Raw genomic sequence first — 24,635 nt, 5'->3', positions numbered from 1 at the left:
CACGGCGGCGGACCGTACCCGGGCTCGCTGCCTGACCCGGGTCCCACGCCGTACCCGACGCCGCACCCGAGCCCGCGCCCTGACCGGTGCCCGAACCTGCGCTCGGCCCCGCGCCCGTCATCCGCGGACCCGCCTCGACGAGATGATCGCGACGAAGTGCCCGGCCAGCGCGAGGACCGACAGCGGCAGCAGGACGCCGACGAGGATCCGGTCGGCGAGGGGGCTGCCGATCACGAGTCCGAGGATCGCGAACACGACCGCGATCATCGTCAGCTCGACCGAGTGGTAGAGCCGGTGGAAGGGCAGGAACTTCGCGACCCGACGGAGGCTCGCAAGACGACGACCGCTCGGCGCGGTGCTCGCATCGCGCTTGTCCACGAGCTTCGCGAGTCCGGCGTTCGCCCGTGCGACGTGCACCATGTCGTTCAGGGCCTTGTTGAGCACGATCACGAGCGCGAGCGCGGTGCCGATCGTCGTCCAGAGCCAGTCGCCGCCGTGGATCGGCCACGTCGCGGCGCGGACTCCGAGTGCGATCGGGATGAGCGACTCGGTCGTGTAGTGGCCGACCTTGTCGAGGAACACCCCGGCCGGCGAACGGGTCCCGCGCCATCGGGCGACCTCGCCGTCGGAGCAGTCGACGAGCATCTGGAGCTGGCCGAGCACGAGCGCGATCACGGCGCCGATGATCCCCGGGATCAGGAGCGCGGCGGCCGTGCTCCAGCCGACGAGGATCATGATCCCCGTCACCTGGTTCGCCGAGACGCGGGTCTTCAGCAGCATCCACGTCAGGTACGGCGAGATGTCACGGAGGTACAGCGACGCGGTCCAGTGCTCGGCGTTGGCGCGGGACCGGACCTCGTCGGGCTGGGCAACCGCGCGGAGCTCGGCGATCGAGGACGGGCGTGCGTAGGCCTGGTCGCCGCGAGCGCCGAACCCGTCGGCGTCCGCCGTCGCGTCGGCGTCCTCCGTCGCTGCGGCGTCCGCCGTCGCGTCCGAGGACGGTGTCCCGCCGGCGGGTACGGCTCGGTCCGCGGGGAGTCGCTCGTCGTCCCCACGGGACTCGCCCGGGACGTGCTCGGGGATGGGATCGGTCATGCGGGGCTACCTTCCGGTGTGCGTCGTCAGCTCGGAGGTCCCGAGGAACCCGAGGACGAACCCGACGCCCCAGCCGACGTGGATGCACGGCAGGACGACGATGAGCCAGGTGAGCGTCGCCAGTCCACTGGAACGCCCGACGAGCACGGCCCCGACCACCACGAACACCACGTAGACGGCCGGCACGACGAAGCCGAGGAGTGCCCATGCGGCACCCGAACCGACGGCCGCTCCGATGATGCCGACGATCCCGGCGACGATGCCGAGGGTCACGGCGACCACCATCGTCGGCGGCACGAAGTACCGCAGACCGTTGCCGGTCGGGAACCGTCGGGCGAGCTCGCCCCGCCAGAGCCCGGTCGCGACGAACTGTCGGACGAGTCGTCGGAGGCTCGGGCGAGGACGGTAGGTCACCACGAGCTCCGGTGTGAACCAGACCGTGCCGCCGGTCTTCCGGAGGCGTCGGTTGAGCTCCCAGTCCTGGCCGCGCTTGATGCCCTCGTCGAAGAGCCCCACCTCGAGCAACCGGTCGCGGCGGAACACGCCGAGGTACGCGGTCTCGGCGGGGCCGGCCTGTCCTCCGACGTGGTGGGGCGTCCCCCCGAGACCCACCCGGCTCCCGTAGGCGAGGGCGACGGCCCGCTCGAACGGCGTCCGCCCCTCGGCCCGCATGATGCCGCCCACGTTGTCGGCGCCGGACTCGGCGAGGACCCCGACGGCGATGCGCGTGTAGTCGGTCGGGAGCACCGAGTGCGCATCGACACGGACGACGATCGGGTGCGATGACGCCCGGATCGCGACGTTGAGACCGGCCGGTGTCGACCCGATCGGGTTCGGCACGGCCCGGATGCGCGGGTCAGCGGCGCTCATCTCCTCGACGAGCTCGTTCGTGCCGTCGATCGACGGACCGAGCGCGAGGACGATCTCGGCCGGCCCGTCGTAGTCCTGGGCGAGGAGGCTCGCGACCGCGGCGCGGACCTCGGTGACCTCGTTGAGGACCGGCATGACGTAGGAGACGCCCGACAGGGGCTGGCCGTCTGAGCGCATTCGATCCGTACCTCGTGGTCCATCGCGGAGGGCTGCGCCCGGTCGGGCACGGCTCCGCAGAGCGACCATGAGCCTATCAGCGCCCCACGACGCGACTCCCGGCACCCACGCCGACGGTGCCCGGTCGCACTCCTGCCCCGGTCGCACTCGTGCCCCAGGGAGCGTCATCTGTTCCAGGGACTCCCTCAGGCCGTTGACGCTCCCTGGGGCAGGAGCAGCAGGACCCGACCGGCATCGGACTGGAGGGACGGTGCGGGCTGGCACCGTGCCTCCCGTCCGGCAGGTGGGTGCGGACACGACGATGCCCGACCGCATCCGGGGACGCGGTCGGGCATCGGGACGGACCGGCTCAGCCGGTGTAGGTGCCGAGCGTGACGTCCGTGGTGGAGCTCTGCCCGTTGCGCACGTAGGTGATCGTCGTCTTCGCGCCACCGGCGTTGTAGCGGACCTGCGCCGTGAGGTCCGTGCCGTCGGTGACCGTCACGCCGCCGAGTGCCGTGACGACGTCGCCCTTGCGGAGTCCCGCGTCAGCGGCCGCGCCACCGCCGGTCACGGACTTGATGACCGCGCCGACCTGTGTGGCGGAGGTGTCGGCCGTCGCGTCACCGACCGTCGCGCCGAGGAGCCCGTGGGTCGCCTTGCCGTTGTTGTCGATGATCTCGCCCGCCACGCGCTTGGCGAGGTTCGCGGGGATCGCGAAGCCCACGCCGATGCTGCCCGACTGCGAGTCCGAGGAGCTCGAGGACTGTCCGGCGCTCGCGATGGCGACGTTGATCCCGATGAGCCGGCCCTTGGAGTCCAGGAGCGCACCACCGGAGTTGCCGGGGTTGATCGCCGCGTCGGTCTGGATGACCGGGAGCGAGATCGGTGCGGCCGTCGCGGAGCTGCCGTTGTCGCCGTTCCCCCAGAAGTCGTACGGGCCCTGGCCGTTGTTGCTGCCGCCGTCGTTCGAGTCACCGGACGACGAGTCGCTCGGTGCGCTCGAGGCGACCTGGATGCTGCGGTTGAGCGTCGACACGATGCCGTCGGTGACGGTGTTCGACAGGCCGAGCGGTGCACCGATCGCGACGGCGGTGTCGCCGACGTTGAGCTTCGACGAGTCGGCGAAGTCCATCGGCGTCAGGTTCGCTCCGTCGATCTTGACGACCGCGAGGTCGACCGTCGGGTCGGTGCCGACCAGCGTGCCCTTGTAGATCTTGCCCTCGGAGGTCGTGACCTGGATCGTGCCCTTCGAGCTGTCGCCGTCGAGCGTCACCACGTGGGTGTTCGTGACGATGTAGCCGTCCTTGTTGAGCACGACGCCGGAGCCGGTCCCGGCCTCGGAACCCGCGGACACGTTGATCGTCACGACGGACGGCGTCGCCTTGGCGGCCACCGCGGTGACGACGGTCGCCGAGTTGTAGTCGTTGACGGTGAGGTTCCCGCCGGAGGAGCCGGTGGAGGTGGAGCTCGAGACCGTCGCCGGTCCCCGGTTCAGCGTGCTGAGGCCGTACCCGGTCGCACCGCCGACGATCGCGCCGATGAGGAGCATCCCGACGAGCGGGAGGATCAGGCGACGACGATCGGACCGGGGTACCGTCGCGGTCGCCGCGTCGGAGGTGAAGTACGTGCCGTTGCGGTTCCCGCCGTCGATGTCACCGAACGCGCTCGTCGGGGCCTGGGAGGAACCGGGCGCTGCGCTGCTCGACGGCTGCGCTGCCGATGCGGCGTACCCCTGGCCGTAGCCGGCAGGCCCGTACCCGGTGGAGTGGTAGGACTGCTGGCCGTACTGCGGCTGGCCGTACTGGTCATGCTGACCGTACTGGGACGGCTGGCCGTACCGATCCTGCTGGCCGTACTGGTGCTGCTGGCCGTACTGGTCCTGCTGGCCGTACTGGTCCTGCTGGCCGTACTGGGACTGCTGGCTGTGTCCGGACTGGTAGCCGTATGGGTCCGTCTGACCGTACTGCGACTGCTGGCCGGAGCCGGACTGCTGGCCGGAGCCGGACTGGTTCGCCTGTCCGTACTGGGGCTGCTGGCCGTACTCGGGCTGCTGACCGTACGGGCTCTGCTGCCGATCCGAGGTCACGCCGTCGCCGTACTGGGCGGTCTGCTGCGCTTCGCCCGTCGAGTCCTGCGTCGGGAGCGGGTACGGAGCCGTGTACCGGTCCGTGGGGTGCTCGTCGACCCGGGGCCACGCGTCGGTCGCATCAGCGTCCGTCACACCGTGGCCGTCCGCGGCGTCGTCGTGGCTGGCCGCGGCGTCACCCGTTCCGTGGTCGGTCGTCGCCGCAGCATCCCCCGCGCCGCCGTGCGCCGACCCGGCGCCTGCCGCCTCGGGTGCTGCTGCGTCGTTCGTTGCCGCGTCGTCGTGCCGGCGGTCGTCGTCCCCGTGGGGAGTGGTGTCGGTCATGCTGAGCGTGCTCCTTTCAAGCCAGTGCAGTCAATCGCACACACCTGGGCGATGCTTCGGTCGCAGCTGCCAGTGCCCTATGGCGACCCTATGCGCCAGCTGAACGACCTGGTACGTCGTCGGCGGGGATGCGGTGTCCTGCGGCGCTAGGTTAGGCAGCGATCCGATGATTCCGATGGGAGACCCATGCGATCGACCGGCCCCTGGCTCCGTGCCGCGGCGGGAGCCATGCTCCTCGGACCGGACGGGCGACCAGCTCCGACGGTGTTCGCGGAGATGAGCGCGCTCGCCGCGGCCACCGGCGCGATCAACCTCGGGCAGGGGTTCCCCGACGAGGACGGCCCCACAGAGGTCCTCGACGCCGCCGTCGACGCCGTCCGTGGGGGCGCGAACCAGTACCCGCCGGGGCGCGGGACCCCCCACCTCCGCCTCGCGATCGCCGAGCACCAGCGCCGCTTCTACGGGCTCGAGCTCGACCCGGAGCGCGAGGTGCTCGTCACCGCCGGTGCCACCGAGGCGCTCGCGGCAGCGCTCCTCGCCCTCGTCGACACCGGCGACGAGGTCGTGACCTTCGAACCCTTCTACGACGCCTACGGAGCACTCATCCGTCTGGCCGGTGGCACGCACGTGACGGTCCCGCTCGTCGCACCGGGGTTCCTGCCGGACGAGGACACCCTCCGCGCCGCGGTCACCGACCGGACCCGGGTCATCCTCGTCAACTCCCCGCACAACCCGACCGGACGGGTGCTCCCCCGCGAGGTGCTCGAGACCATCGTCGAGCTCGCCGAACGGCACGACGTGCTGATCCTCACGGACGAGGTCTACGAGCACCTGACCTTCGGGGTCCCGCACACACCGATCGCGACCCTGCCCGGAGCGGCGCACCGGACCCTGACGGTGTCGAGCGGCGGCAAGACGTTCAGCACGACGGGGTGGAAGATCGGCTGGCTGAGCGGTCCGGCCGAGCTCGTGGACGCCGCCCTCGCCGTCAAGCAGTTCCTGACCTTCGTGAACGGGGCGCCCTTCCAGCCGGCCATCGCGACGGGGCTCCGGCTCCCGGACGAGTTCTTCGCGACGACGGCCGCGACCCTCGCCGGCAAGCGCGACGTGCTCGCGGGCGGGCTGGAGGCCGCGGGCTTCGACGTCGCACTCCCGGACGCCACGTACTTCGTGATCGCGGATGCCGCACCGCTCGGGTACTCCGACGCGCGCGCACTCTGCCTCGAGCTCCCCGCCAGGGTCGGCGTCGTCGGTGTCCCGGTGTCCGCCTTCGTCCGCCCGGAGCACGCAGACGGGTACCGGTCGCTCGTCCGGTTCGCGTTCTGCAAGCGCCGCGAGGTCCTCGACGACGCCGTGGTGCGACTGGCCGGCCTCGCGGCCTGACGGTACCGCCTTCCGGACTGGAGGGACGGGGCGGGCGTGCACCGCGCCTCCCGGCCTGCAGGCGGTACCGGATTCCGGACTGGAGGGACAGGGCGGGCGTGCACCGCGCCTCCCGGCCAGCGGACGGTACCGTCACCGGCCTCCGGATGGTCGCTCCGCGCTACTCCCCGGAACGGTCGTCGCGCTCCACGACGTCGTACCGACGGAGCGACAGCGACGGGTTGACCGCACGGACCCGCGCGACCTCGTCGGTCGACACCCTCGCGGTGAGCAGTCCCGGTTCGGATCCGAGCCCGGCGACCGTGACGCCCGACGGATCGACCACGACCGACGCGCCGATGCCGACCGACGGCGTCTGCCCGGCCCCGACCACGTACAGGGTGTTCTCGATGGCGCGGGCCGTGAGGAGCGTCCGCCAGTGGTGCTCCTTGCCCGGACCGCGCACCCACTCTGCCGGGACGAGGACGACGTCGGCGCCCGCGACGGCGAGCCGCCTCGTGACCTCGGGGAAGCGCAGGTCGTAGCAGGTCTCGATGCCGATGCGGACGCCGTCGAGCTCGAACACGGGGCACTGCGTCGGATCGCCCGGCTCGATCCAGTCCGACTCACGGGCACCGAAGGAGTCGTACAGGTGCACCTTGCGGTAGCGCACGACGACCGCGCCGTCGGGCTGGACCGCCACGACGGTGTTGCGGAACCGGTCGTCGTGCGTGCTCGTCTCCACCGTGCCGACCACGAGGGCGATGGACTCCGCCACGGCGATCTCCGCGAGGCCGGTGACGAAGGGGCCGTCCTCGGGTTCGGCTGCCGCGACGGACGCCGGGCCGAGGTCGCGCTCGAAGAAGGCGCTGTACTCGGGGACGACGAGCAGACGTGCCCCGGCGGCGGCGGCGTCGTGGGCCGCGTCGGCGATGACGCCGAGGTTCGCGGTGGCGTCGTCCGTCGGGGCGAACTGCGCGGCGGCGATGGTGAGGCTGGCCATGGCCCGAGCGTAGCCGAGGGCGCGTGCGGGCCCCGGGCGCGTGCGGGCCCCGGGCGCCGCACTCGCGGGGTGTTCTGAACACGGCGGTCCAGCGCGAACACCCACATGCGGGTGTTCCGGGTGGACGGGGGTGTTCAGATCAACGGCAGCTGCCGGGTGCGGACCCCTGCCGGAACACGAAACGGCCCGGTCTGTGAAGACCGGGCCGTTCTGACTTGGTTGCGGGGGCAGGATTTGAACCTACGACCTCTGGGTTATGAGCCCAGCGAGCTACCGAACTGCTCCACCCCGCGGCACGTGTGAAAGCCTAACACGGCAATCGGGGCGACGCGAATCGAGACGACGCGGGCCCCGGAGGAACGTCCTCCGGGGCCCGAGTCGCACGCGTGCGAGTCCGCTAGTTCCCGCTGCTCGTGCTCGTGGATGCCGTGTCGCCCTCGGCGGCCAGTGCTGCCTGGATCGCTTCCTGGAGCTTCTTGTCGGCCTCCGCTGCGGCCACCAGGTCGTTCTTGGCGTAGGCGTCCTGTCGGTCCTGGAGAGCCTGGTTCGCATCGGAGAGCGCCTGCTGGAGCGCCGGGCTCTGGGTGCCGCCTGTAGAGGAGCCGGAGCCACTGCCGCCCGTCGAGCCACTGCCGCCGGTGGACCCGCTGTCGCTCGAACCCGAGCCGGACGAGCCTGTGCCGGACGAACCGTCGGTCGCGCCCGAGTCACCCGCGGCCGCGCCGGAGTCTCCGCCGAAGAGCTGGTTGAGCGCCTCGTTCAGGGTGTCCTCGAACGCGATCTTGTCGCCGAACGCCACGAGGACCTTCTGGAGCAGCGGGTACGACGTGTCCGAGGTGGACTGCACGTAGACGGGCTGCACGTAGAGGAACCCGCCGCCTACCGGGAGCGTCAGCAGGTTGCCGCGCTTGATGGTCGTGTCACCGCGCTGCAGGATGTTCAGCTCCGTGGAGACGTCCGGGTCGGAGTTGAACGAGGCCTGTACCTGCCCGGGGCCGGGGATGCTGTCGGTCTTCGGGATGGTGAGCAGGTTGAGCTTGCCGTACCCGTTCGCCTTCTTGCCCTTGCCCACTCCGCCGGCGTTGGAGTCGACCGACAGGTACCCGGTCAGCACGTTCCTCGCATTCGACCCCGTCTGCTGCGGGATGTACGTCGAGTAGAGCGTGTACGTCGTCGACTGCCCGGGCACCTTCATGGTCAGGTAGTACGGATCCTGCCGGTTCGCCCGGGTGGTGGTGGTCGTCGTCCCGAGCGCCGTCGTGGTGGTGTTCGAGCTCGTCCCCGCGTTCGCCGAGGTGTCCGTCGAGTCCGATGAGCTCGTGGTCGGGTCCTGCGGGGTCACCCACGCATCGTCACCCGAGTAGAACGAGTTCGCCGTGGTCACGTGGTAGGTACCGAGGATCGTCCGCTGCACCTTGAAGAGGTCGGTCGGGTACCGGACGTGGTCGAGCAGACCGGCGCTCATCGACGACATCGGCTTGATCGACGTCGGGAAGATCTTCTTCCAGGTCTGGATGATCGGGTCCTTGGCATCCCACGAGTAGAGCGTCACCTTGCCCGTGTACGCATCGACGGTCGCCTTGACGGAGTTCCGGATGTAGTTCACCTGGTCGGTGCGGTACCCCGACGTCGACGTCCCGTTGATGGTGTCGTCGAGGCTCGCGCTCTGCGAGTACGGGTAGGCGTTCGTCGTGGTGTAGCCGTCGACGATCCACACGATGCGGTGGTTCACGATCGCGGGGTAGGCGTCCTTGTCGGTCTGCAGGTACGGGGCGACCTTCTGGACCCGCTGGATCGGGTTGCGGTCGTACAGGATCTGCGAGTCGGCGTTCACCGCGTTCGAGAGCAGGATCTGCTCCGACTGGAACTTGGCGGCGTAGACGAGACGGTTGAACACGCTGCCGAGCTCCGGCCCGCCCTCCGCGTCGTAGGTCGTCAACGCGTTGCCGGCGTTCGAGGCGTCCGCGCCCGACGGGTAGTCGAGCTCGACCTTCTTCGTGCCCTTCGCCGCACCGACGATGGAGTACGCCGGCGAGCTCTCGCCGAAGTACACCCGCGGCTGGTAGTCCCCGAGCTTGCCCGAGGTCGGGATGCCCGACTCCGCGAAGACCGGCTTGCCGTCGCTCGCGCGCTTGTTGCCGTACGCCGCGACGACGCCGTACCCATGGGTGTAGACGAACGTGCGGTTGTACTGCGTGGCGGATTTGCCGAGGCCGTCGAGGTCGATGTCGCGCACCGCGATGACGGTGTCCTCGCTCGTGCCGTCGACGTCGTACCGGTCGACGTCGAGTGTCGAGGGGAACTTGTAGTACTGGCGGTACTGCTGCAGCTGGCTGAACGACTCGCTGACGATCGACGGGTCGATGATCCGGATGTTCGCGGTGGTCTGGGCGTCCTGGGCGAGCGCGCCGGTGGAGGTGTCCTTCGTCGCGTCGTACGTCTGCTCCTTGACGCCAGAGACTCCGTACGCCGATCTCGTGGCGTCGATGTTCCGTTGGATGTACGACGACTCGTAGCTCCGCTCGCTCGGGGCCACCTGCAGTCGCTGGACGATCCACGGGTAGATCCCGCCGACGACGATCGCGGAGACGAGGAGCAGGGCGGTCCCGACGACGGAGATCCGCCACCGGCCGATCACCGCGGTGAGGATGAACAGGATCGCGACGACGGCCGCGATCCCGGCGAGGATCTGCCGACCAGGGATCGTGGCGTTCACCTCGGTGTACTGCGCACCGGTGATCAGTGAGTTGTCCTTGGCCAGGGTGGCGTACTGGTCGAGCCAGAGACTCACCGCCTGGAGCGCGATGTAGACGGCGGCGGTGGCGGCCAGCTGGACGCGCGCCGTCCGCGAGATGCGGACCTCTCGCCCGCCGAAGCGGAGCGCGCCGTACAGGTAGGACGCAGCGATGGCCGCGAGGCCCGCGATGAGCACGACGGCGGACGCGAACGCGACGATCGAGCGCCAGAACGGCAGCTCGAAGACGTAGAAGGAGATGTCGAGATGGAACTGCGGGTCGACCTTGCCGAACGACGTCCGGTTGAAGTACTCGAGCACCATGCTCCACCGGGGCGCGGTCGCGAGGCCGGCGAAGAGGCCGAGGACGGTCGGGATGCCGAACATGACCGCACGGCGCAGCGGTTCGATGACCTGCTGGTACCGGTCGAGCTGCGCGTTGAGCTTGGCGTACACCGGGCGGAAACGGAACGCCACCGCGATGCTCACGTAGACCGGGACGGCCATGCCGAGGAACCCCGCGAAGAACATCGCGGTCCCGGCCAGCCAACGGGTCGTCAGGACCTTCTGGAACCCGAGCTGCGCGAACCAGAGGTAGTCCGTGTAGAGGCTCGCGAAGATGAAGAACGCGATCACCAGTGCCGCCAGCACGATGATGGTCACGACGATCGGGACCCGCGGCGAGCGCCGCCCCGATGCGGACGAGGTAGTCGTCACTTGTGATGCTCCAGACGTTTCGGACCAACGACCGGTCAGGCCCTCGGAGCATCGATCCTAGGGGTTCGTCCTGACAGCCCCGCCCGGTTCATGCCGCCTGTGGAACGTGTGTGCTCGCGCCGGGCATCGGCTCCGGGGTCACCGTGAACCGTGCGCTGGGTCAGGACCCGCAGCGCTCGAGCCCGGACGTGTCGCCGCCCGCGCTGATCACGCCGAGGTCCTTCGTCGCCTGGGACAGGGTCGACACCGCGTACACGTCGAGGCCGTCCGGGACGTGTCCCACGACCTCGTCGCAGTTGCTCTTCGGCGCGAGGAAGATCGTCGCCCCGGCGTCCTTTGCGCCGAACAGCTTCTGCCGGATCCCGCCGATCGGCCCGACCTGCCCGTTCGCCGTGATGGTCCCGGTGCCGGCCACGTGCTCGCCGCCGTTCAGCTGCCCCGGTGTGATCTCGTCGATGATCCCGAGCGCGAACATCATGCCGGCGCTCGGCCCGCCGACGTTCTGCAGCGCGATCTTGACGTCGAACGGGAACGTGTAGGACTCGACGACCCCGATGCCGAGCAGCGGTGCGCCGTCGGTCTCCTTCGGCGTCACCGACACGGTCCGCTCGGTGCCGTCACGGTCGATGACGAGCGAGGCCGCCGTGCCGGTCCCGTTCTTCCGCACGAGCGAGGTGAGCCGCGTGGTGTCACTGTTCGTGGTGAGCGAGGTGCCGTTGATCGACTCGATGACGTCGTCCGTCTTCAGCACGCCCGCCGCGGCCGACCCGTCGGCGACGTAGCCGACCTTGAGCCGCGAGTCGATGTCGTACCCGCTGTGGATGAGTGCGGCGGCGACGGCGGACTGCTGCGAGTTCTGCATGTCGGCGGCGTCCTGCTTGTCGACGTTCTCGGTGGTCTCACCCGGTGGGTAGATCGCCGACGCCGGGATCACGGCCTGGGACTTCGTGAAGAGTGCGCGGATCACGGCGAGCCAGGACGGCCGCTGTGTCGCGGTGCCGTCGACGCTCACCGTGAGCATGTCGAGGGCGCCCTTCGTCGGGTAGGTCTCGTGCCCGGACACCTGGATGAGCTCGACGTCCTTCGCGTTCTTCCCGGTGCCCTGCTGCTGCGTCCCGATCGTGTTGAACACCGGCCCGGGGAGCTCGATCAGGTAGGGACTCGGCAGCACGGTCGCGGCGAGCGCGAGGACGAGGGCCACGACGATGAGCCCCCACCCGACCAGGCGGGCCCTCGACCGGGGCTTGGCGGGGGTCGGGGCGAAGAGCGTCAACGTTGTCCTTCCGGCGGATCGGGGAGCCCGGGTGACGAGCGGTCGCAGCCGTCCGCACGGTGCTGTCCGCCGCGGTGCAGACGGCGGTCCGCATGGGTCGCAACCCACTGTTCGCAACCCGCTGTTCGCCACGGGCGCACGCTGATGCGCGATCCCTCGGGCCGGTCCCAGGTCGTGCCGTGGACCAGCCGTTAGCGTAGTGGCCATGGCTGAAGATCCGCAGCGGGAACCTGACGACGAGTTCCGCGACATGCTGCGCAAGTTCCTGTCCGGCGGCTCCGACATCGATCCCTCGCAGCTGGCCGGTGCTGCCGGGCTGCCCAACGATCCCGCCTTCGTGGCACGCCTCATGGGGCAGCTGCAGGACGCCGTCCAGAAGGGCGGCGACGGCATCGACTTCTCGGCGGCGGGCGAGCGCGCCGCGAGCATCGCGAAGGACGGCGGTCAGGCCGTCGACCCCGCGACGTCGAACGCGCTCCTGCAGGCCTTCCAGGTCGCGGCGCTCTGGCTCGACGACGTCACGACGGTCGCCGAGCTCACCGAGGCACCACGGCTGCTGACCCGCGAGCAGTGGACGTCCGCGACGATGCCGGTCTGGAGCCAGGTCGCCGAGCCGGTCGCCACGAGCATCGCCGACGCCCTCACCGAGGTCATCGACACCCAGGCGCCCGAAGAGCTGAAGAGCATGCTGAGCGGTGCCAGCCAGATCATGCGGAGCGTCGGTGGCGCCCTCTTCGCGATGCAGCTCGGCCAGGTCGTCGGACAGCTCTCGACGGAGGTCGTGTCCGGCGGCGACGTCGGCATCCCGCTCCTCGACGAGCAGCAGGCGGCACTCGTGCCGCAGAACGTCGCCGCGTTCGCCGAGGGACTCGACGTGCCCGAGGACGAGGTCCGCATCTACCTCGCGGTGCGCGAACTGGCCCACGCCCGGCTGTTCCGGTCGGCGCGGTGGCTCCGACTCCACCTCATCACCTCGATCACCGAGTTCGCCCGTGGCATCCACGTGGACACCTCGGCGGTGGAGGACCTCGCGTCGAGCTTCGACCCGTCGAACGCCGAGGAGCTGCAGAACGCCCTGGCGAGCGGTGCGCTCATCCCGCCGCGGACCCCTGAGCAGGACCAGGCGCTCGCCCGCCTCGAGACCATGCTCGCGCTCGTCGAGGGCTGGGTCGACGTCGTCACCCCGGCCGCGACCACGCGGCTGCCGAAGTCGGCGGCGATCGCCGAGATGGTCCGCCGCCGTCGCGCCGCCGGTGGCCCGGCCGAGTCCGCGTTCGCGACCCTCGTCGGACTCGAACTCCGCCCGCGGCGTCTCCGCGAGGCTGCTCAGATGTGGCAGACGGTGTCGGACGACCTCGGTGCCGAGCAGCGCGACGCGCTCTGGTCGCACCCCGACCTCGTCCCGACGAGCGAGGACATCGACGCACCGGAGGCCCTGGTCGCGCGTCTCCGCGATCCGCAGGACGGGTCCGACGAGATCGACCGGGCGATCGAGGACCTGCTGAACGACACGACCGACGACCGGCCCCACGAGGCCACGGACGGCTCGGCGACCGACAGGGACTGACGGCTGCGCCGATCCGGTACGGGAGGCACGGCGCGGGTTCTCCACAGATCCTGCGGTCCGCCCCACGGCGGCTCCTCCACACGCCAGGCTCGATGTCCATGGGCATCCACATCGAACCCTCGCTCGAACTCGTCTGGCGGGACCCGAGGACGATCCAGCTCGGGGTCGATCCGATGCGCGCGATCGTCGACGTCCCCACGACGCCGGACGAACGGTTCCTCTCGGCCATCCGCCGCGAGACCGCCAGGGATGCCCTGCCGGCGATCGCCGAGCACCTCGGTTGTGCGCCGACGTCGGCCGCGGCGGTGCTCGGAGCGGCGGCACCGGCGATGGTCGAGGCCACACCGCTGCCCCATCGTCTGGTCGAGGTGCACGGATCCGGTGCCGTGGCCGACCGCCTCGTCGAACACCTCCGCGGCGAGGACGTCGACGTCATCCGGACGGATGCACCCCCCGGCGGCCCCGTCCCGCTCCCCGACCCTGAACCGCATCTCGCCGTGCTCGTCACCGACCACGTGGTCGACCCGGTCGTCCGCTCGACGTGGTCGCGGCGACTGGTGCCGCAGCTCCCGGTCGTCATCGGGGACGGCACGGTCCGCGTCGGACCGGTCCTCGAGCCCGACGCGGGGGCGTGCCTGGCGTGCATGGAGCTCTGGCGGGTGGACGAGGACCCCGTGTGGCCGGTCATCGCCGGGCAGCTCTGGGGTCGCCGCCTGCCACCACCGTCGCCGTGGCGTGCCGACGGGATCGCCGCGACCGTGTGCGGGCTCGTGCTCGCCCGGTTGCCGGACGGACGGTCACCCACACCACGATCGACGTCGCCGACACCGTCCTTCTCGGCATCGCCGTCCGTGGCGCCGTCCGGCCGTCAGCTCCGGGTCGACCGGACGGACCTGACGGTCACGCCCCTGACCCTCGGGCCGCACCCCCGGTGCTCGTGTCGAGCGCTGCCACGAAACGACTCGGTCGACGCTCACCGCCGCGGGACCCACCGCGCGCCGACCACGTGACCGTCACACTCCGACGCGCCCGGGTGATGCCGACGTAGAACAGCCGGCGCTCCTCGTCGATCTCCGCCTCGGTCGTGGCGTGCGAGATCGGCAGGAGCCCCTCGGTCGCACCGACGATCGTCACGTGCGGCCACTCGAGGCCCTTCGACGAGTGCAGCGTCGCGAGCGTCACCTGGTCGACGGACGGCTCGTGGTGGGTCGCCTCGCGATCGACGAGGTCGGCCGAGAACTGCTGCAGGGTGGCCCCGGCGGGGGCGGCCTCTGCGAGGCCCATGATCGCCTGGAGCGCCTCCCACTGGGCTCGGACGGCACCCTGCCCCTCCGGGGGTTCCGGGTTCCAACCGAGTGACCGGATCGTGTCCGAGACCGTCTTCGTGATCGGCTCACCGACGATGCTCCGCGCGGCTCCACGGAGCAGCAGCACGGTCTGCCGGACCTCCGGCCGGTCGAAGAACCGCGTACCGCCCTGGACACGGTAGGGGATGCCGGCGCGGGCGAGCGCGGTCTCGAGGAGCGCGGACTGCGCCCCGACCCGGAACAGCACGGCACAGTCGCTGTACGTCGCTCCCTCCGCGACGAGGTCGGCGATGCGCCTGGCCACGGCGCCCGCCTCCTGACCGTCGTCGACGCACGCCAGGACCTCCGGCGGCACCCCGGCGTCGGCAGTCTGCGCTATCAGGTCGAGGGCACCGGGGCGCCCGCGCATGAGCGTGTTCGCCGCCTGCACGACCGCGGCGGTGGACCGGTAGTTCCGCTCGAGCCGGACGACGGAGGACCGCGGGAACTCGGCGCCGAACCCGAGCAGGTAGCCGCTCGAGGCCCCCGCGAAGGAGTAGATCGTCTGGCTGGCGTCACCGACCACGCAGAGGTCGTCGCGGCCGCCGAGCCATGCCCGGAGCAGGTCGTGCTGGATCGGCGAGACGTCCTGGTACTCGTCGACGACGAAGAACCGGTACTGCTGGTGCACGTAGGAGGCGACCCTCGGCTCGGCCTCGATCATGCCGAGTGTCGCGAGGAGCACGTCCTCGAAGTCGAGCTGCCGACGGTCGTCCTTGATCTCCTCGTACGCCTTCATGAGGTCGACCACGCGACGGGGATCCGCCCCCTGCGGCATCACCCGGTCGGCGGCGGCGGCCTCGTACTCGTCGAAGGTGAGCCGTTCGACCTTCCGCCACTCGACCTCGCCCGCGAGGTCCCGCAGCACGGCGGTGTCGACCCGCAGGTGGATCGTGTCGGCGGCGTGCGCGATGAGCCGACCCTTGGACTCGACGATCCGCGGGGCCGCTCCCCCGACGGTGTCCGGCCAGAAGTAGCTGAGCTGGGACATCGCCGCCGCGTGGAACGTTCGCGCCTGGATGGCTCCGGCGCCGAGCGCCCTCAGCCGCGACCGGAGCTCGCCCGCGGCACGCGTGGTGAAGGTCAGCGCGAGGACGTGGTTCGGCGCGTAGGTGCCGGTCGCGACGCCGTAGGCGATCCTCGACGTGATCGCCCGGGTCTTCCCGGTACCGGCACCGGCGAGGACCGCGACGGGACCGAGCAGGGTCGTCGCGACGGTGCGCTGCTCGGCGTCGAGTGCGGCGAGGATCTCCTCCGGCGACGGTGGCCGTGCCGCATCGTCCGTCACGGCACGTCGAGCGCTTCGCCGTACCACTCCTCGATGATCGCGCGGGCGATCGAGGTGCGGCCGGGCAGGAACAGCGTCTTCCCGGCCTCGGCGGCGATCTCCTCGCGCGAGAACCAGCGGACGTCCATGATCTCGACGCCGTCGGGGCGGATCGTGGACGGATCGCCGTCGACCGCGCGCGCCATGAAGCCGAGCATGAGCGACGCCGGGAACGGCCACGGCTGCGAACCCAGGTACCGCGGCTCCTCGACGTGCACGCCGGACTCCTCGTGCACCTCACGCCGGACGGCGTCCTCGAGGGACTCCCCCGGCTCGACGAACCCCGCCAGGAGCGAGTACCGACCGGTGTCCCAGGCCGCGTTGGACCCGAGGAGCATCCGGTCGTCGCGATCGGTGATCCCGACGATGACCGCGGGGTCGGTCCGCGGGAAGAGCTCGTGGCCCTCGGGATCACGACGCACCCAGCCGCCCTGCTCCGGCACGGACGCCGAACCGGTCCTCGGCGAGAACCCGTGCACCGCGTGCCAGTTCGCCATGGCGACGGCCTCGACCGCGATCCCGGAGTCGCGCGGCGAGAGCTCGGTCCCGAACATGCGGAGGCTCTCCCACGCGTCGTCGTCCGGCTCGATCGTGTGCGCCGTGTCCTCGTCGACGAACGCAGCGACGAACCGGGTGCCGGCCGGCGCGTCCGGGGCGTCGGAGATCGCACGTCCGAGGTAGAGCAGCACGGTGCCGGCGGGCACCTGGTCCGCGCCGACGAACCGCAGGGTGCCGTCGGGGTTCCGCAGCATCGCGGCACGCTGGAGCGGCAGGAAGCGCGTCTCGGGATCGTCGCGGAGGACCCGCTCGAGGTCGGGGGTCCCGCGGAACTCGCCGTCGCGGTCGAGCTCGTTCCTGGACAGTGGCAACCGGGCGGCGAATTCCTCGGACAACGGGACTCCTGCGGATCGACGGGGCACGGTGGACACCGCGACTGTTCGACGCCGGGACAGCGTGGCGAACCCCTGGTGAGTGGGATGCCGACCTACCCTGAGGGCATGGCTGGTTCCCACTTCACTCTAGCGGCGTTGGCCACCACGGCCGTGCCCGGTCTCGTCGTGACGGGGACCCAGATGCTCGGGTCCGCGTCGGACGGGGACTACGAATCTGCGGTCCTCCGCACCGCCGACGGCGACGTCATCGCGATCCGGCGTCCGCGCAACCAGCGCGCCGAGGCGCGTCAGTCCGCCGACCTCGTCGCGATCCGCGCCCTCAGCGCCGGGATCCGCACGCGCCTCCCGTTCGGTGTGCCGGAGTACCGCGGTCAGGCGCCGATCGGCCAGACCCGCGCCATCGTGACCACGTACGTGCGCGGGAAGCAGCTCGACACGGGTGCGCTGCTCGCACGACCGGCGCTCGCGACCTCGGTCGGACGTGCCGTCGCCGCGGTCCACGCGCTCCCGACGAGCTTCGTCACCGACGCCGGCCTGCCGTCGCTGACACCGTTCGAGGTGCTGCGGTCGGCGGTGTCCGTGATGGACCGTGCGGTCTCCACGGGTCTCGTCCCCGCGGCGCTCCAGGAGCGGTGGGAGGGCGCGGCCAAGGACCAGCAGCTCTGGCAGTTCACCCCGACCGTCGTGCACGGCGCACTCGGGGCCGAGTCCGTGCTCGCGATGGACGACGCCGTGACTGGTGTCCTCGGGTGGGGCGAGCTGCGGCTCGGCGACCCGGCGAAGGACCTCGCGTGGATCCTCGGCGGTCGCGACTCGACGGCGTTCGACTCCGTCCTGGCGTCCTACACGACGAACGGCGGCGGCCGGGACCGGCAGCTCCCGCAGCGCGCGCGCGTCCACCACGAGCTCGAGACGGCCCAGTGGCTGCTCCACGGCGTGCAGGTCAAGAGCACCGAGGTCGTCGACGATGCCGTCGCGATGATGCACCGGCTCGTCGACCAGGTGCACTCCCCGCTCGCGAAGCCGCTCCAGGGTGTCTCGCCCGAGACGATGGAGATCGGCGAGGTCGAGCAGCTCCTCAGCTCGACCGAACGTCGACACGGCTGACGCCGCGTCGCGGACGGCCTGGAGGCCCGGTGCGGCCCCGCCAAGCCCGTCCCGCTGGTCACGGGCCGCGCGGGTCACGGGCCGCGCGGGTCACGGGCCGCGCGGGTCACGGGCCGCGCGGGTCACGGGCCGCGCGGGTCGCGGATCGGGGCGCGGAACGGTCAGCCGACCGCCTCGGCCCAGGCCTGCTCGAGCCCCGCGCGGTCGAGCAGGTGCGACGGGCGGATCTCGACGTCGTCCGCCACGAAGTAGAACACCGCGTCGACGTCCGCGACGTCCGTGCCGGTGAACTCCGCGTACGCGACCCGGTAGAGCGCGAGCTGCAACTGTCGTTCGAGCAGGTCGGCGTCGTCCCGCGGAGCCTTGCCCGTCTTCCAGTCGACGATCTCGATGCGGCCGTCGATCTCGTACACCGCGTCGAGCTTGCAGACGACGCTGTGGCCGCGGAACGGGATGTGGATCTCGCGCTCGACCTCGACCGGGGTCCGCTCCGCCCACCGCGACCGGGCGAAGGTCGTCTGGAGCTCCGCCAGGCGCCGGGCGTCGTCGTCCGTGGCCGCGGCGACCGCAGACTCCTCCGGGTCGAGGTCGAGCTCACCGTCCCACGCGTCGAGTGCCTCGAGGGCCCCACCGGGCGCAGCTCGGCGCTCGACCCACTGGTGGAACAGCGTGCCGAGACGGGTCGCACGGTAGGGCCGCTCGGGCATCGGTCGCCGGAGTCGCTCCGCCACCTTGCCCGGTGCGGTCAGGTAGTCCTTGAACCCGGACGCCGCGATGCGGTGCGGCAGGTCGACGACGTGACGACCGTGCTGGGCGGCCGTCCGCTCGGCGAGCAGCAGGTCGATGTCCGCCGCGTAGCGACCGGCGGCCCCGGGGTTGGCGTTCCGGACCCGTTCCGCCGCCGCGGTCACACGGCGCCCGCGCTCGGTGAACGGCACGTGCGGCCACGGCATCGTCGCGCCGGACTCGCTGAGCGGGTTCGTCTCGAACTCCGTCGATGCCGGGATCGCGGCACCGTCCACGACACCGGCCGCCACGAGGTCCGCGAGGTAGCGGCTCGGCTCGGTCGGCCGGCTCCCCGACCCCCAGTACGACCCGGACACCAGGAGGGACCGACGGGCCCGGGTCAGCGCGACGTAGGTGAGCCGACGTTCCTCGTCGAGGTTGCTTCGGCCGACGAGCTCCTTGTAGTCCTCGATCGCGTCGACCACCTCCTTCTGGGTCTCCGCACCACGCCACTGCAGTCGGGGCAGCTCCTCGGCGTCCCCGCGGAAGTCGTACGGCAGCCGCCCGAACCCGAGCCAGCCCATCGATCCCTCCTGCGGACGGGACGGCAGCCCGCCCTCGACCATCCGCGGGACCGCGACGGCATCCCACTCGAGGCCCTTGGAGCCGTGGATCGTGAGGATCTGCACCGTTCCGGCCTCCGGTTCCTCCGACCGGGGGCCCATGTCGTCGCGGCGGGATGCGGCGTCGATCCACCCGAGGAACGACCCGAGGTCCGCACGGTCGTCGGTCGACACGAAGCCGGCGAGTTCGTCGAGGAAGGCGTCGAGGTAGGCGGCGCTGCCGTTCTCGTGCGCGGCGACCTCGACGTCGAGCCGCATCTCCTGCACGACGAGCGTCACGAAGTCGACGAGGTCGCCCCCGGCACGCGCACGCAACCCCTGCAGGGAGGTGCCGAGCGCGCGCATCCTGGCACGACCCTCCAGGCTGATCCCCTCGAGCGCACCGTGCTCGTCCGGTGCCGCGGCGACGAAGTCGAGAGCGTCGACGAGCGAGCCGTGCTCGCCGGCGGCGACCGACGCGCGGAAGGCGCCGGTGATGTCCTCGTCGAGCCTCGCCTGGGTGTGGTCGCGGTCGAACAGCCAGCGGGACACCTGCTGCAGGGCGACGACGTCGGCCGGGCCGATGCGCCACCGCGCGCCGGCGAGCAGCCGGATGAGGTCGTTGCCCGCGGCAGGGTCGTGGAGCACCCGGAGTGCCGCGACGAGGTCCACGATCTCGGGTCGCTGCAGGAGTCCACCGGTGCCGAGGACGTGGAAGGGGACGTCCCTGGCGGTGAGCGCCGCGGTGAACGCCGTGAGGTCCTTCCGGGCGCGGAGGAGCAGCGCCATCGACGACCCCGGGTTCGCCGCGCGGTGCTCCTCGAACCAGACCGCGACACCGACCGCCTCCTCGGGCAGTGTCTCCGGGTAGATCGCGGTCACCGACCCCGCGTCCGCCCCCGGCCGTGGCGCGAGCTGCTCGACCGGCACGCTCGACGCCGCGGTGAGCGGCGCGACGATCGCGTTCGCGCCGGTGAGGACGTCGACCGGGTTCCGCCAGCTCGTGGACAGCGCGTAGGAACCCACGGCGCCGGAGGCGACCGTCGCACCGGGCGGCGTGCCGAAGTCCAGAGGGAACCGTCCGAGGTTCGCCGCGGACGCGCCGCGGAACCCGTAGATCGACTGGTGCGGGTCGCCGACCGCCATCACCGGGTGGCCGGCGAACAGCTGCGCGAGGAAGCGCGTCTGGACCACCGAGGTGTCCTGGTACTCGTCGAGGAGCACCACGCGGTACCGCGCTCGGAGGTCGTCGATCACCCGGGGCGCCGCGTCGGCCGCCTGCAGGGCGAGGGCGACCTGGTCGGAGAACTCCACGAAGCCGCGCTCGACCTTCTGGCGTCGGAACTCCCCGACGAGGTCGATGAGCGGTCCGAGCCCGGACACGGCCTGCACCGCCCTGACGATCGCCGCGTACGGCTTGCCCCGGTTCCCCGGCAGCTCGAGCGTCCCCGCGAAGTCCTCCGCGAAGCGTCGGAGCCGGTCCGGGTCGACGAGGTGCTCGCTCATCACACCGTTGAGCGCGACCAGGGCCGCCGTCACCGTGTCGACGTTCTTGTCGAGGCCCGAGAGCCGGTCATCGTGCGCCGCCACGACCACGCGGCGTGCCAGCTGCCAGGCGGAGGGCTCGGTGAGCACCTGCGACTCGCCGTCGCGGCCGACGAGCAGCGCGTTCTCGCGGAACACGGCGTTCGCGAAGGCGTTGTAGGTGGACACCGTCGGGGCCTCGAACGCATCGGCGGGCTCGATGATCCCGGCCTCCTCGAGCGCCGCGATGCGGTCGTTCACGCGGACACCGAGCTCGCCCGCCGCCTTGCGGGTGAAGGTCAGCCCGAGGACCTCGTCCGGGCGGACGAACCGGTTCGCGAGCAGCCACACGACCCTCGAGGCCATGGTCTCCGTCTTGCCGCTCCCGGCACCGGCGACGACCAGCGCCGGCGCGAGCGGGGACTCGATGACGGCGCGCTGCTGCGCGGTCGGGCGCGGGCGTCCGAGGGCGTCGGCGATCGCGTCCGCGCTGTGGCGCGACGCGCCCGGATCAGCGCTGTGGCGCGACGCGCCCGCATCGGACGGGAGGCCCGGGGCTGCGTCGGTCGGATCGCTCGCGTCGCTCACCACGTCACCTCCCCCACAACGTGGATGCGGCACTCGACCCCGGACCGCGCCCGGTCGCAGTGGTCGTCGACGTTCGCCACGAAGGTCCGACCGGCCATGCCCGCAGCCACGTCGTGCAGCCGTGCACGGTAGGCGTCCCTGGCATCGTCGTCGTACGCGTCCTGCACGCGCTCGGTGTAGCCGAGTCCGCCCTTGGGGTTCGCGACGAACACGAGCTTGGCGTCGCCCACCTCGGCGTCGGCGGGCACCCCGTCGACCGCGCCGACCTCGAGCGCCAGCTGGTACGCCCCGAGCTGCGCGTGCTCCGCCATGTCCCGCTGGCTCGGCATGCCCGCACCGGTCTTCAGGTCGACGACGCTGAGTCGCCCGGCGTCGTCGACCTCGACGCGGTCGATGCTCCCCCGCATGCGCGCGGGACCGGACACCAGGACGAAGGTGCTCTCGGCACCGAGGACCCGTTTCCCCGCGCTCGCGAACGCACGGAGGTAGTCGCTCAGCCCCTCGATCATCCGGCGGGTCCGCGCCCGCTCGCGCTCGGCGATCCAGTCGGACTCGAAGGTCAGCTCGGACCACCTGGCCTCGACCCCTGTCCAGAGCGACTCGACGTCGATCGCCGTCGCGTGCTCCATCACACCGTGCACGATCGTGCCGATGCCCATCGCGGGGCTCGGCGATCCACCACCGAACGTCTGGACGAACCAGTGCAGCGGACACTCCTCGTACGCGCCGATCCGTGACGGCGAGACCGAGACGGTCGGCGGCACGGGCTCGGCGTCCGGGTCGTCGGCTGCCCACGCCGGGACGGACGGCTCGGCCGCCAGGTCGACGAGCGGGGCGACGGTGGAGGGCTCGACGAGGCCGTACCACTCGTCGGGTGCCGCCCCGGGGACGTCCGCTGCGGCGAGCCTGGCGAGCGCTGACGCGGCCTCGTGGTCTCCGTTCGTCACCACGCGGCGACGGAGCGACCCGGCCATCCCCCGGAGTGACAGCGGGTGTCCGGACGGCGCGCGGTCCGGGTCGACGGGCACGAGGCGGAGGAACGGCGACGGCGACTCGTCGTCGTTCGCGATGCTGCCGACGACGACCTGGGTGGTCGCCCGCGAGACCGCCCGCGCGAAGAGCCGGAGTTCATCCGCGACGACGGCGGTGCGCTCGTCGATCGGCGTCTGCTCGATGCCGGCGGCCGCGCGCACCAGACCGTCCGGGTCGAGCAGACTGCCGCGGACCCTGGTGTTCGGCCAGACGCCGTCCTGGAGCCCGAGCACGACGACGACGTCGCACTCGACACCGATCGTCGCGAGCGGCGTGGCGACCCGCACGCGTCCGGCGGTCCGGTCGGGGCCGATCGAGTCCTCGGGCAGGTCGGACTCCATGACGTCGTCGACGAACACCCGCGCCGGTGCGTCCGGGGTCCGCTCCACGAACCGCTTGGCGGCCGTGAAGAGCCCGACGACCGCGTCGAGGTGCCGATCCGCCTCCGCAGCGCCGACCCCGCCGGCCGACGACTGCGCGCCCCAGGTCCTGGCGAGACCACTCCGCTCCCAGATGCCCCAGAGGAGCTCCTCGATGGTCGCGTCCGCCGCGGCGTCGTGCCGCGCGGTCTCGAGGCTCTGGGCGAGACGCCCCGCACGGCGTGCGAACCCGGCGTCGATGCTCGCGAACCGGTTCGGGCCGGAGAGCGCCTCGACGAGCAGCTCGTCGGCGGACCTGGTGCCCCCCGCGGCGAGCTCCTCGCGTCGCATCGCCAGACGGAGCCGACGGACGGCCAGCGTGTCGAGTCCACCGAGGGGTCCGGTGACGAACGACGTCGCGAGTGCGGCGTCGAGCGGCTGCACGCCGAGGGCGACGGCGGCCGCGTCGATCAGCGACCGGGCTGCGAGGTCGTCGCGGACCCGGGCGGGAGCAGCGCCCGCGGTCGCGGGGACCTCTGCCACGGAGAGCGATCGGACGAGCTCCGGGATGGCGCCGCCGCTCCGGGTGACGACGACCATGCGGTGCCACGGGACACCGTCGAGCAGGTGGTGCTCTCGGAGACGTCTGGCCACGGCCTGGACGAGGGCTGATCTGCTGGGCGCCTCGAGGTGCACGACGGCGTCCGCGCGTCCGTCGGCCTCGGACGCTGCGGCCGCGCGCTGTCGCCCGGCCGCAGCGGTGCCGATCCGCGCCGTGACGCCGTTGACCAGCGCACGGATCGACGCGGGGTGCCGGTGCACCGTCCCGAGCACGAACCGGTGGACGGACGGCAGTCCGAGGCGTGGGGCGAGACGTCCGAGGACGTCGGGCTCCGCGCCGCGGAACGCACTCGATGCGATGTCGGGGTCACCGAACGCGACGACCTGGACGCCGGACCTGGCGAGCGCCCCGAGCAGGGCGATCTCGCCCTCGACGAGTTCCTGGGCGTCGTCGACCACCACGAGCCGGAGCGCCGCGACCGCCGGCGGGACGTCCCCGCGCTCGATCGCCGCCGTCGCGAACGCCACGAGCTCCGCGGCGTCGAGGCTCGTCGATCGGTACGACGTCAGCGCCGCGCGGTACTCGTCGACGAGGTCGCCGACGGCCGCCCACCCCGGTCGGTCGCGGAGCGCCGCGAGCTCCCGCATGCGGTCCGGTTCGACGCCGGCCGCCGTCGCCCGCATCATGACGTCGCGGAGCGCCGTCCGGAACCCCGCGCGCTCACGGACCGCGGACGAGATCGGATCCGGCCAGGAGGGACGGTGCGAGTGCTCGGGACCCGTTGCGTCGTCGACGAGGTCGCCGTCGGCCCCGGCCAGCAGGTCCGCGAGGATCGCGTCCTGCTCGCCGCCGGTGAGCAGGGTCGGCGGTTCGTCGCCCGCGACCGCCGCGGCGTGTGTGACGACCGCGAACGCCAGGGAGTTGACGGTGCGCGCGAGGGCCCCCGGCGTCACCCGACCGACGACCGCAGCGAGGCGGTCACGGAGCGCGGTGGCGGCGGGGCGCGACGACGTGAGCGCGACGACGGTGCAGAAGCCGTCCGGGGTGACCGCCCCGGGGCGCGCGAGCCGCGCGGCCACGAGTCGGCTCAGCACGCTCGTCTTGCCGGACCCGGGCGCGCCGATCACCGACGCGCTCCCGACGTCCGGCAGCGCGAGCACCGCATCCTGCGAGGGATCCGTGGCAAGTGCACGCGACCACGGCCCTCCAGTCAGATCATCGGTACCGGCGTCGGGCGCGAGCCGGGTGGCGGCACCGCCCCGTTCCGGCCGCCGTTCCGATCGGAACCGCGCACCGCGCGAGGGAGCGGACGTCGATCTGGGCTGCGGCACGACCGCCACGGTACCGGCGGGGACCGACACCGCACCGCCCCCGCGCGC

At 71.8% G+C, this 24,635-nt stretch carries 14 protein-coding genes and 1 tRNA gene; 4 read left to right on the top strand and 11 right to left on the bottom strand.

What is annotated here, in order from left to right:
- Positions 1 to 117: 117 nt before the first annotated feature.
- From ASF23_RS09915 to ASF23_RS18960, 3 genes are all read right to left on the bottom strand, one after another.
- Positions 118 to 1,095 carry a CDP-alcohol phosphatidyltransferase family protein gene (locus ASF23_RS09915; RefSeq protein WP_235510851.1) on the bottom strand — a complete coding sequence of 326 codons (978 nt, stop codon included), beginning with the start codon at positions 1,093 to 1,095 and terminating at the stop codon, positions 118 to 120.
- 6 nt (positions 1,096 to 1,101) lie between these two features.
- The gene (locus ASF23_RS09910; RefSeq protein WP_055952475.1) at positions 1,102 to 2,142 is read right to left on the bottom strand and encodes a glycosyltransferase family 2 protein; all 1,041 of its coding nucleotides are present in this window, start codon (positions 2,140 to 2,142) and stop codon (positions 1,102 to 1,104) included.
- A gap of 349 nt (positions 2,143 to 2,491) precedes the next feature.
- A complete protein-coding gene (locus ASF23_RS18960) occupies positions 2,492 to 4,534 on the bottom strand; it encodes a S1C family serine protease (protein ID WP_055952472.1) in 2,043 nt (680 codons plus the stop codon).
- A gap of 186 nt (positions 4,535 to 4,720) precedes the next feature.
- Here ASF23_RS18960 and ASF23_RS09900 point away from each other — a divergent pair, with 186 nt between their 5' ends.
- Positions 4,721 to 5,917, top strand: coding sequence for an aminotransferase class I/II-fold pyridoxal phosphate-dependent enzyme (locus tag ASF23_RS09900; RefSeq protein WP_055952469.1), 1,197 nt, complete (start codon positions 4,721 to 4,723; stop codon positions 5,915 to 5,917).
- A 160-nt stretch (positions 5,918 to 6,077) separates the two neighbouring features.
- Here the strand turns inward: ASF23_RS09900 and ASF23_RS09895 are convergent, their stop codons facing one another.
- From ASF23_RS09895 to ASF23_RS09880, 4 genes are all read right to left on the bottom strand, one after another.
- Positions 6,078 to 6,899 carry a carbon-nitrogen hydrolase family protein gene (locus ASF23_RS09895; RefSeq protein ID WP_055952466.1) on the bottom strand — a complete coding sequence of 274 codons (822 nt, stop codon included), beginning with the start codon at positions 6,897 to 6,899 and terminating at the stop codon, positions 6,078 to 6,080.
- Between the two features lie 216 nt (positions 6,900 to 7,115).
- Positions 7,116 to 7,192 (bottom strand) — tRNA-Met (locus ASF23_RS09890).
- Between the two features lie 104 nt (positions 7,193 to 7,296).
- The gene (locus tag ASF23_RS09885) at positions 7,297 to 10,350 is read right to left on the bottom strand and encodes a UPF0182 family membrane protein (protein ID WP_200919334.1); all 3,054 of its coding nucleotides are present in this window, start codon (positions 10,348 to 10,350) and stop codon (positions 7,297 to 7,299) included.
- Between the two features lie 160 nt (positions 10,351 to 10,510).
- Positions 10,511 to 11,623, bottom strand: coding sequence for a YlbL family protein (locus tag ASF23_RS09880; RefSeq protein ID WP_055952463.1), 1,113 nt, complete (start codon positions 11,621 to 11,623; stop codon positions 10,511 to 10,513).
- Between the two features lie 205 nt (positions 11,624 to 11,828).
- On the opposite strand from ASF23_RS09880, the gene ASF23_RS09875 reads away from it, so the two are divergent.
- Positions 11,829 to 13,190, top strand: a complete 1,362-nt coding sequence (locus tag ASF23_RS09875; RefSeq protein ID WP_055952460.1) for a zinc-dependent metalloprotease — start codon at positions 11,829 to 11,831, stop codon at positions 13,188 to 13,190.
- Positions 13,191 to 13,288: 98 nt separating this feature from the next.
- On the top strand, positions 13,289 to 14,200 hold the full coding sequence (locus ASF23_RS09870) for a hypothetical protein (RefSeq protein WP_055952457.1): 912 nt from the start codon (positions 13,289 to 13,291) through the stop codon (positions 14,198 to 14,200).
- Here ASF23_RS09870 and ASF23_RS09865 read toward each other — a convergent pair.
- Entirely contained in the window at positions 14,091 to 15,824 is a 1,734-nt protein-coding gene (locus tag ASF23_RS09865) for an ATP-dependent helicase (RefSeq protein WP_055952453.1), read from the bottom strand. The two genes, ASF23_RS09870 and ASF23_RS09865, sit on opposite strands and share 110 nt — an antisense overlap.
- Entirely contained in the window at positions 15,821 to 16,756 is a 936-nt protein-coding gene (gene nudC, locus ASF23_RS09860) for an NAD(+) diphosphatase (RefSeq protein WP_055952451.1), read from the bottom strand. The genes ASF23_RS09865 and nudC overlap by 4 nt, the downstream gene beginning before the upstream one ends.
- A 105-nt stretch (positions 16,757 to 16,861) precedes the next feature.
- On the opposite strand from nudC, the gene ASF23_RS09855 reads away from it, so the two are divergent.
- A complete protein-coding gene (locus ASF23_RS09855; RefSeq protein WP_055953216.1) occupies positions 16,862 to 17,863 on the top strand; it encodes a phosphotransferase in 1,002 nt (333 codons plus the stop codon).
- 161 nt (positions 17,864 to 18,024) lie between these two features.
- Here the strand turns inward: ASF23_RS09855 and ASF23_RS09850 are convergent, their stop codons facing one another.
- The gene (locus ASF23_RS09850; RefSeq protein ID WP_055953212.1) at positions 18,025 to 21,303 is read right to left on the bottom strand and encodes an ATP-dependent DNA helicase; all 3,279 of its coding nucleotides are present in this window, start codon (positions 21,301 to 21,303) and stop codon (positions 18,025 to 18,027) included.
- Complete coding sequence (locus ASF23_RS09845) at positions 21,300 to 24,587, bottom strand: ATP-dependent helicase (RefSeq protein WP_162236746.1); 3,288 nt, start codon at positions 24,585 to 24,587, stop codon at positions 21,300 to 21,302. Before ASF23_RS09845 ends, ASF23_RS09850 begins: the two co-directional genes overlap by 4 nt.
- Positions 24,588 to 24,635: the final 48 nt, after the last annotated feature.

Source organism: Curtobacterium sp. Leaf261 (genome assembly GCF_001422205.1).
Classification (GTDB): Bacteria; Actinomycetota; Actinomycetes; order Actinomycetales; family Microbacteriaceae; genus Curtobacterium.
Note: the sequence above shows the minus strand (reverse complement) of the source record. Positions and strands in the feature narration are given on the sequence as shown.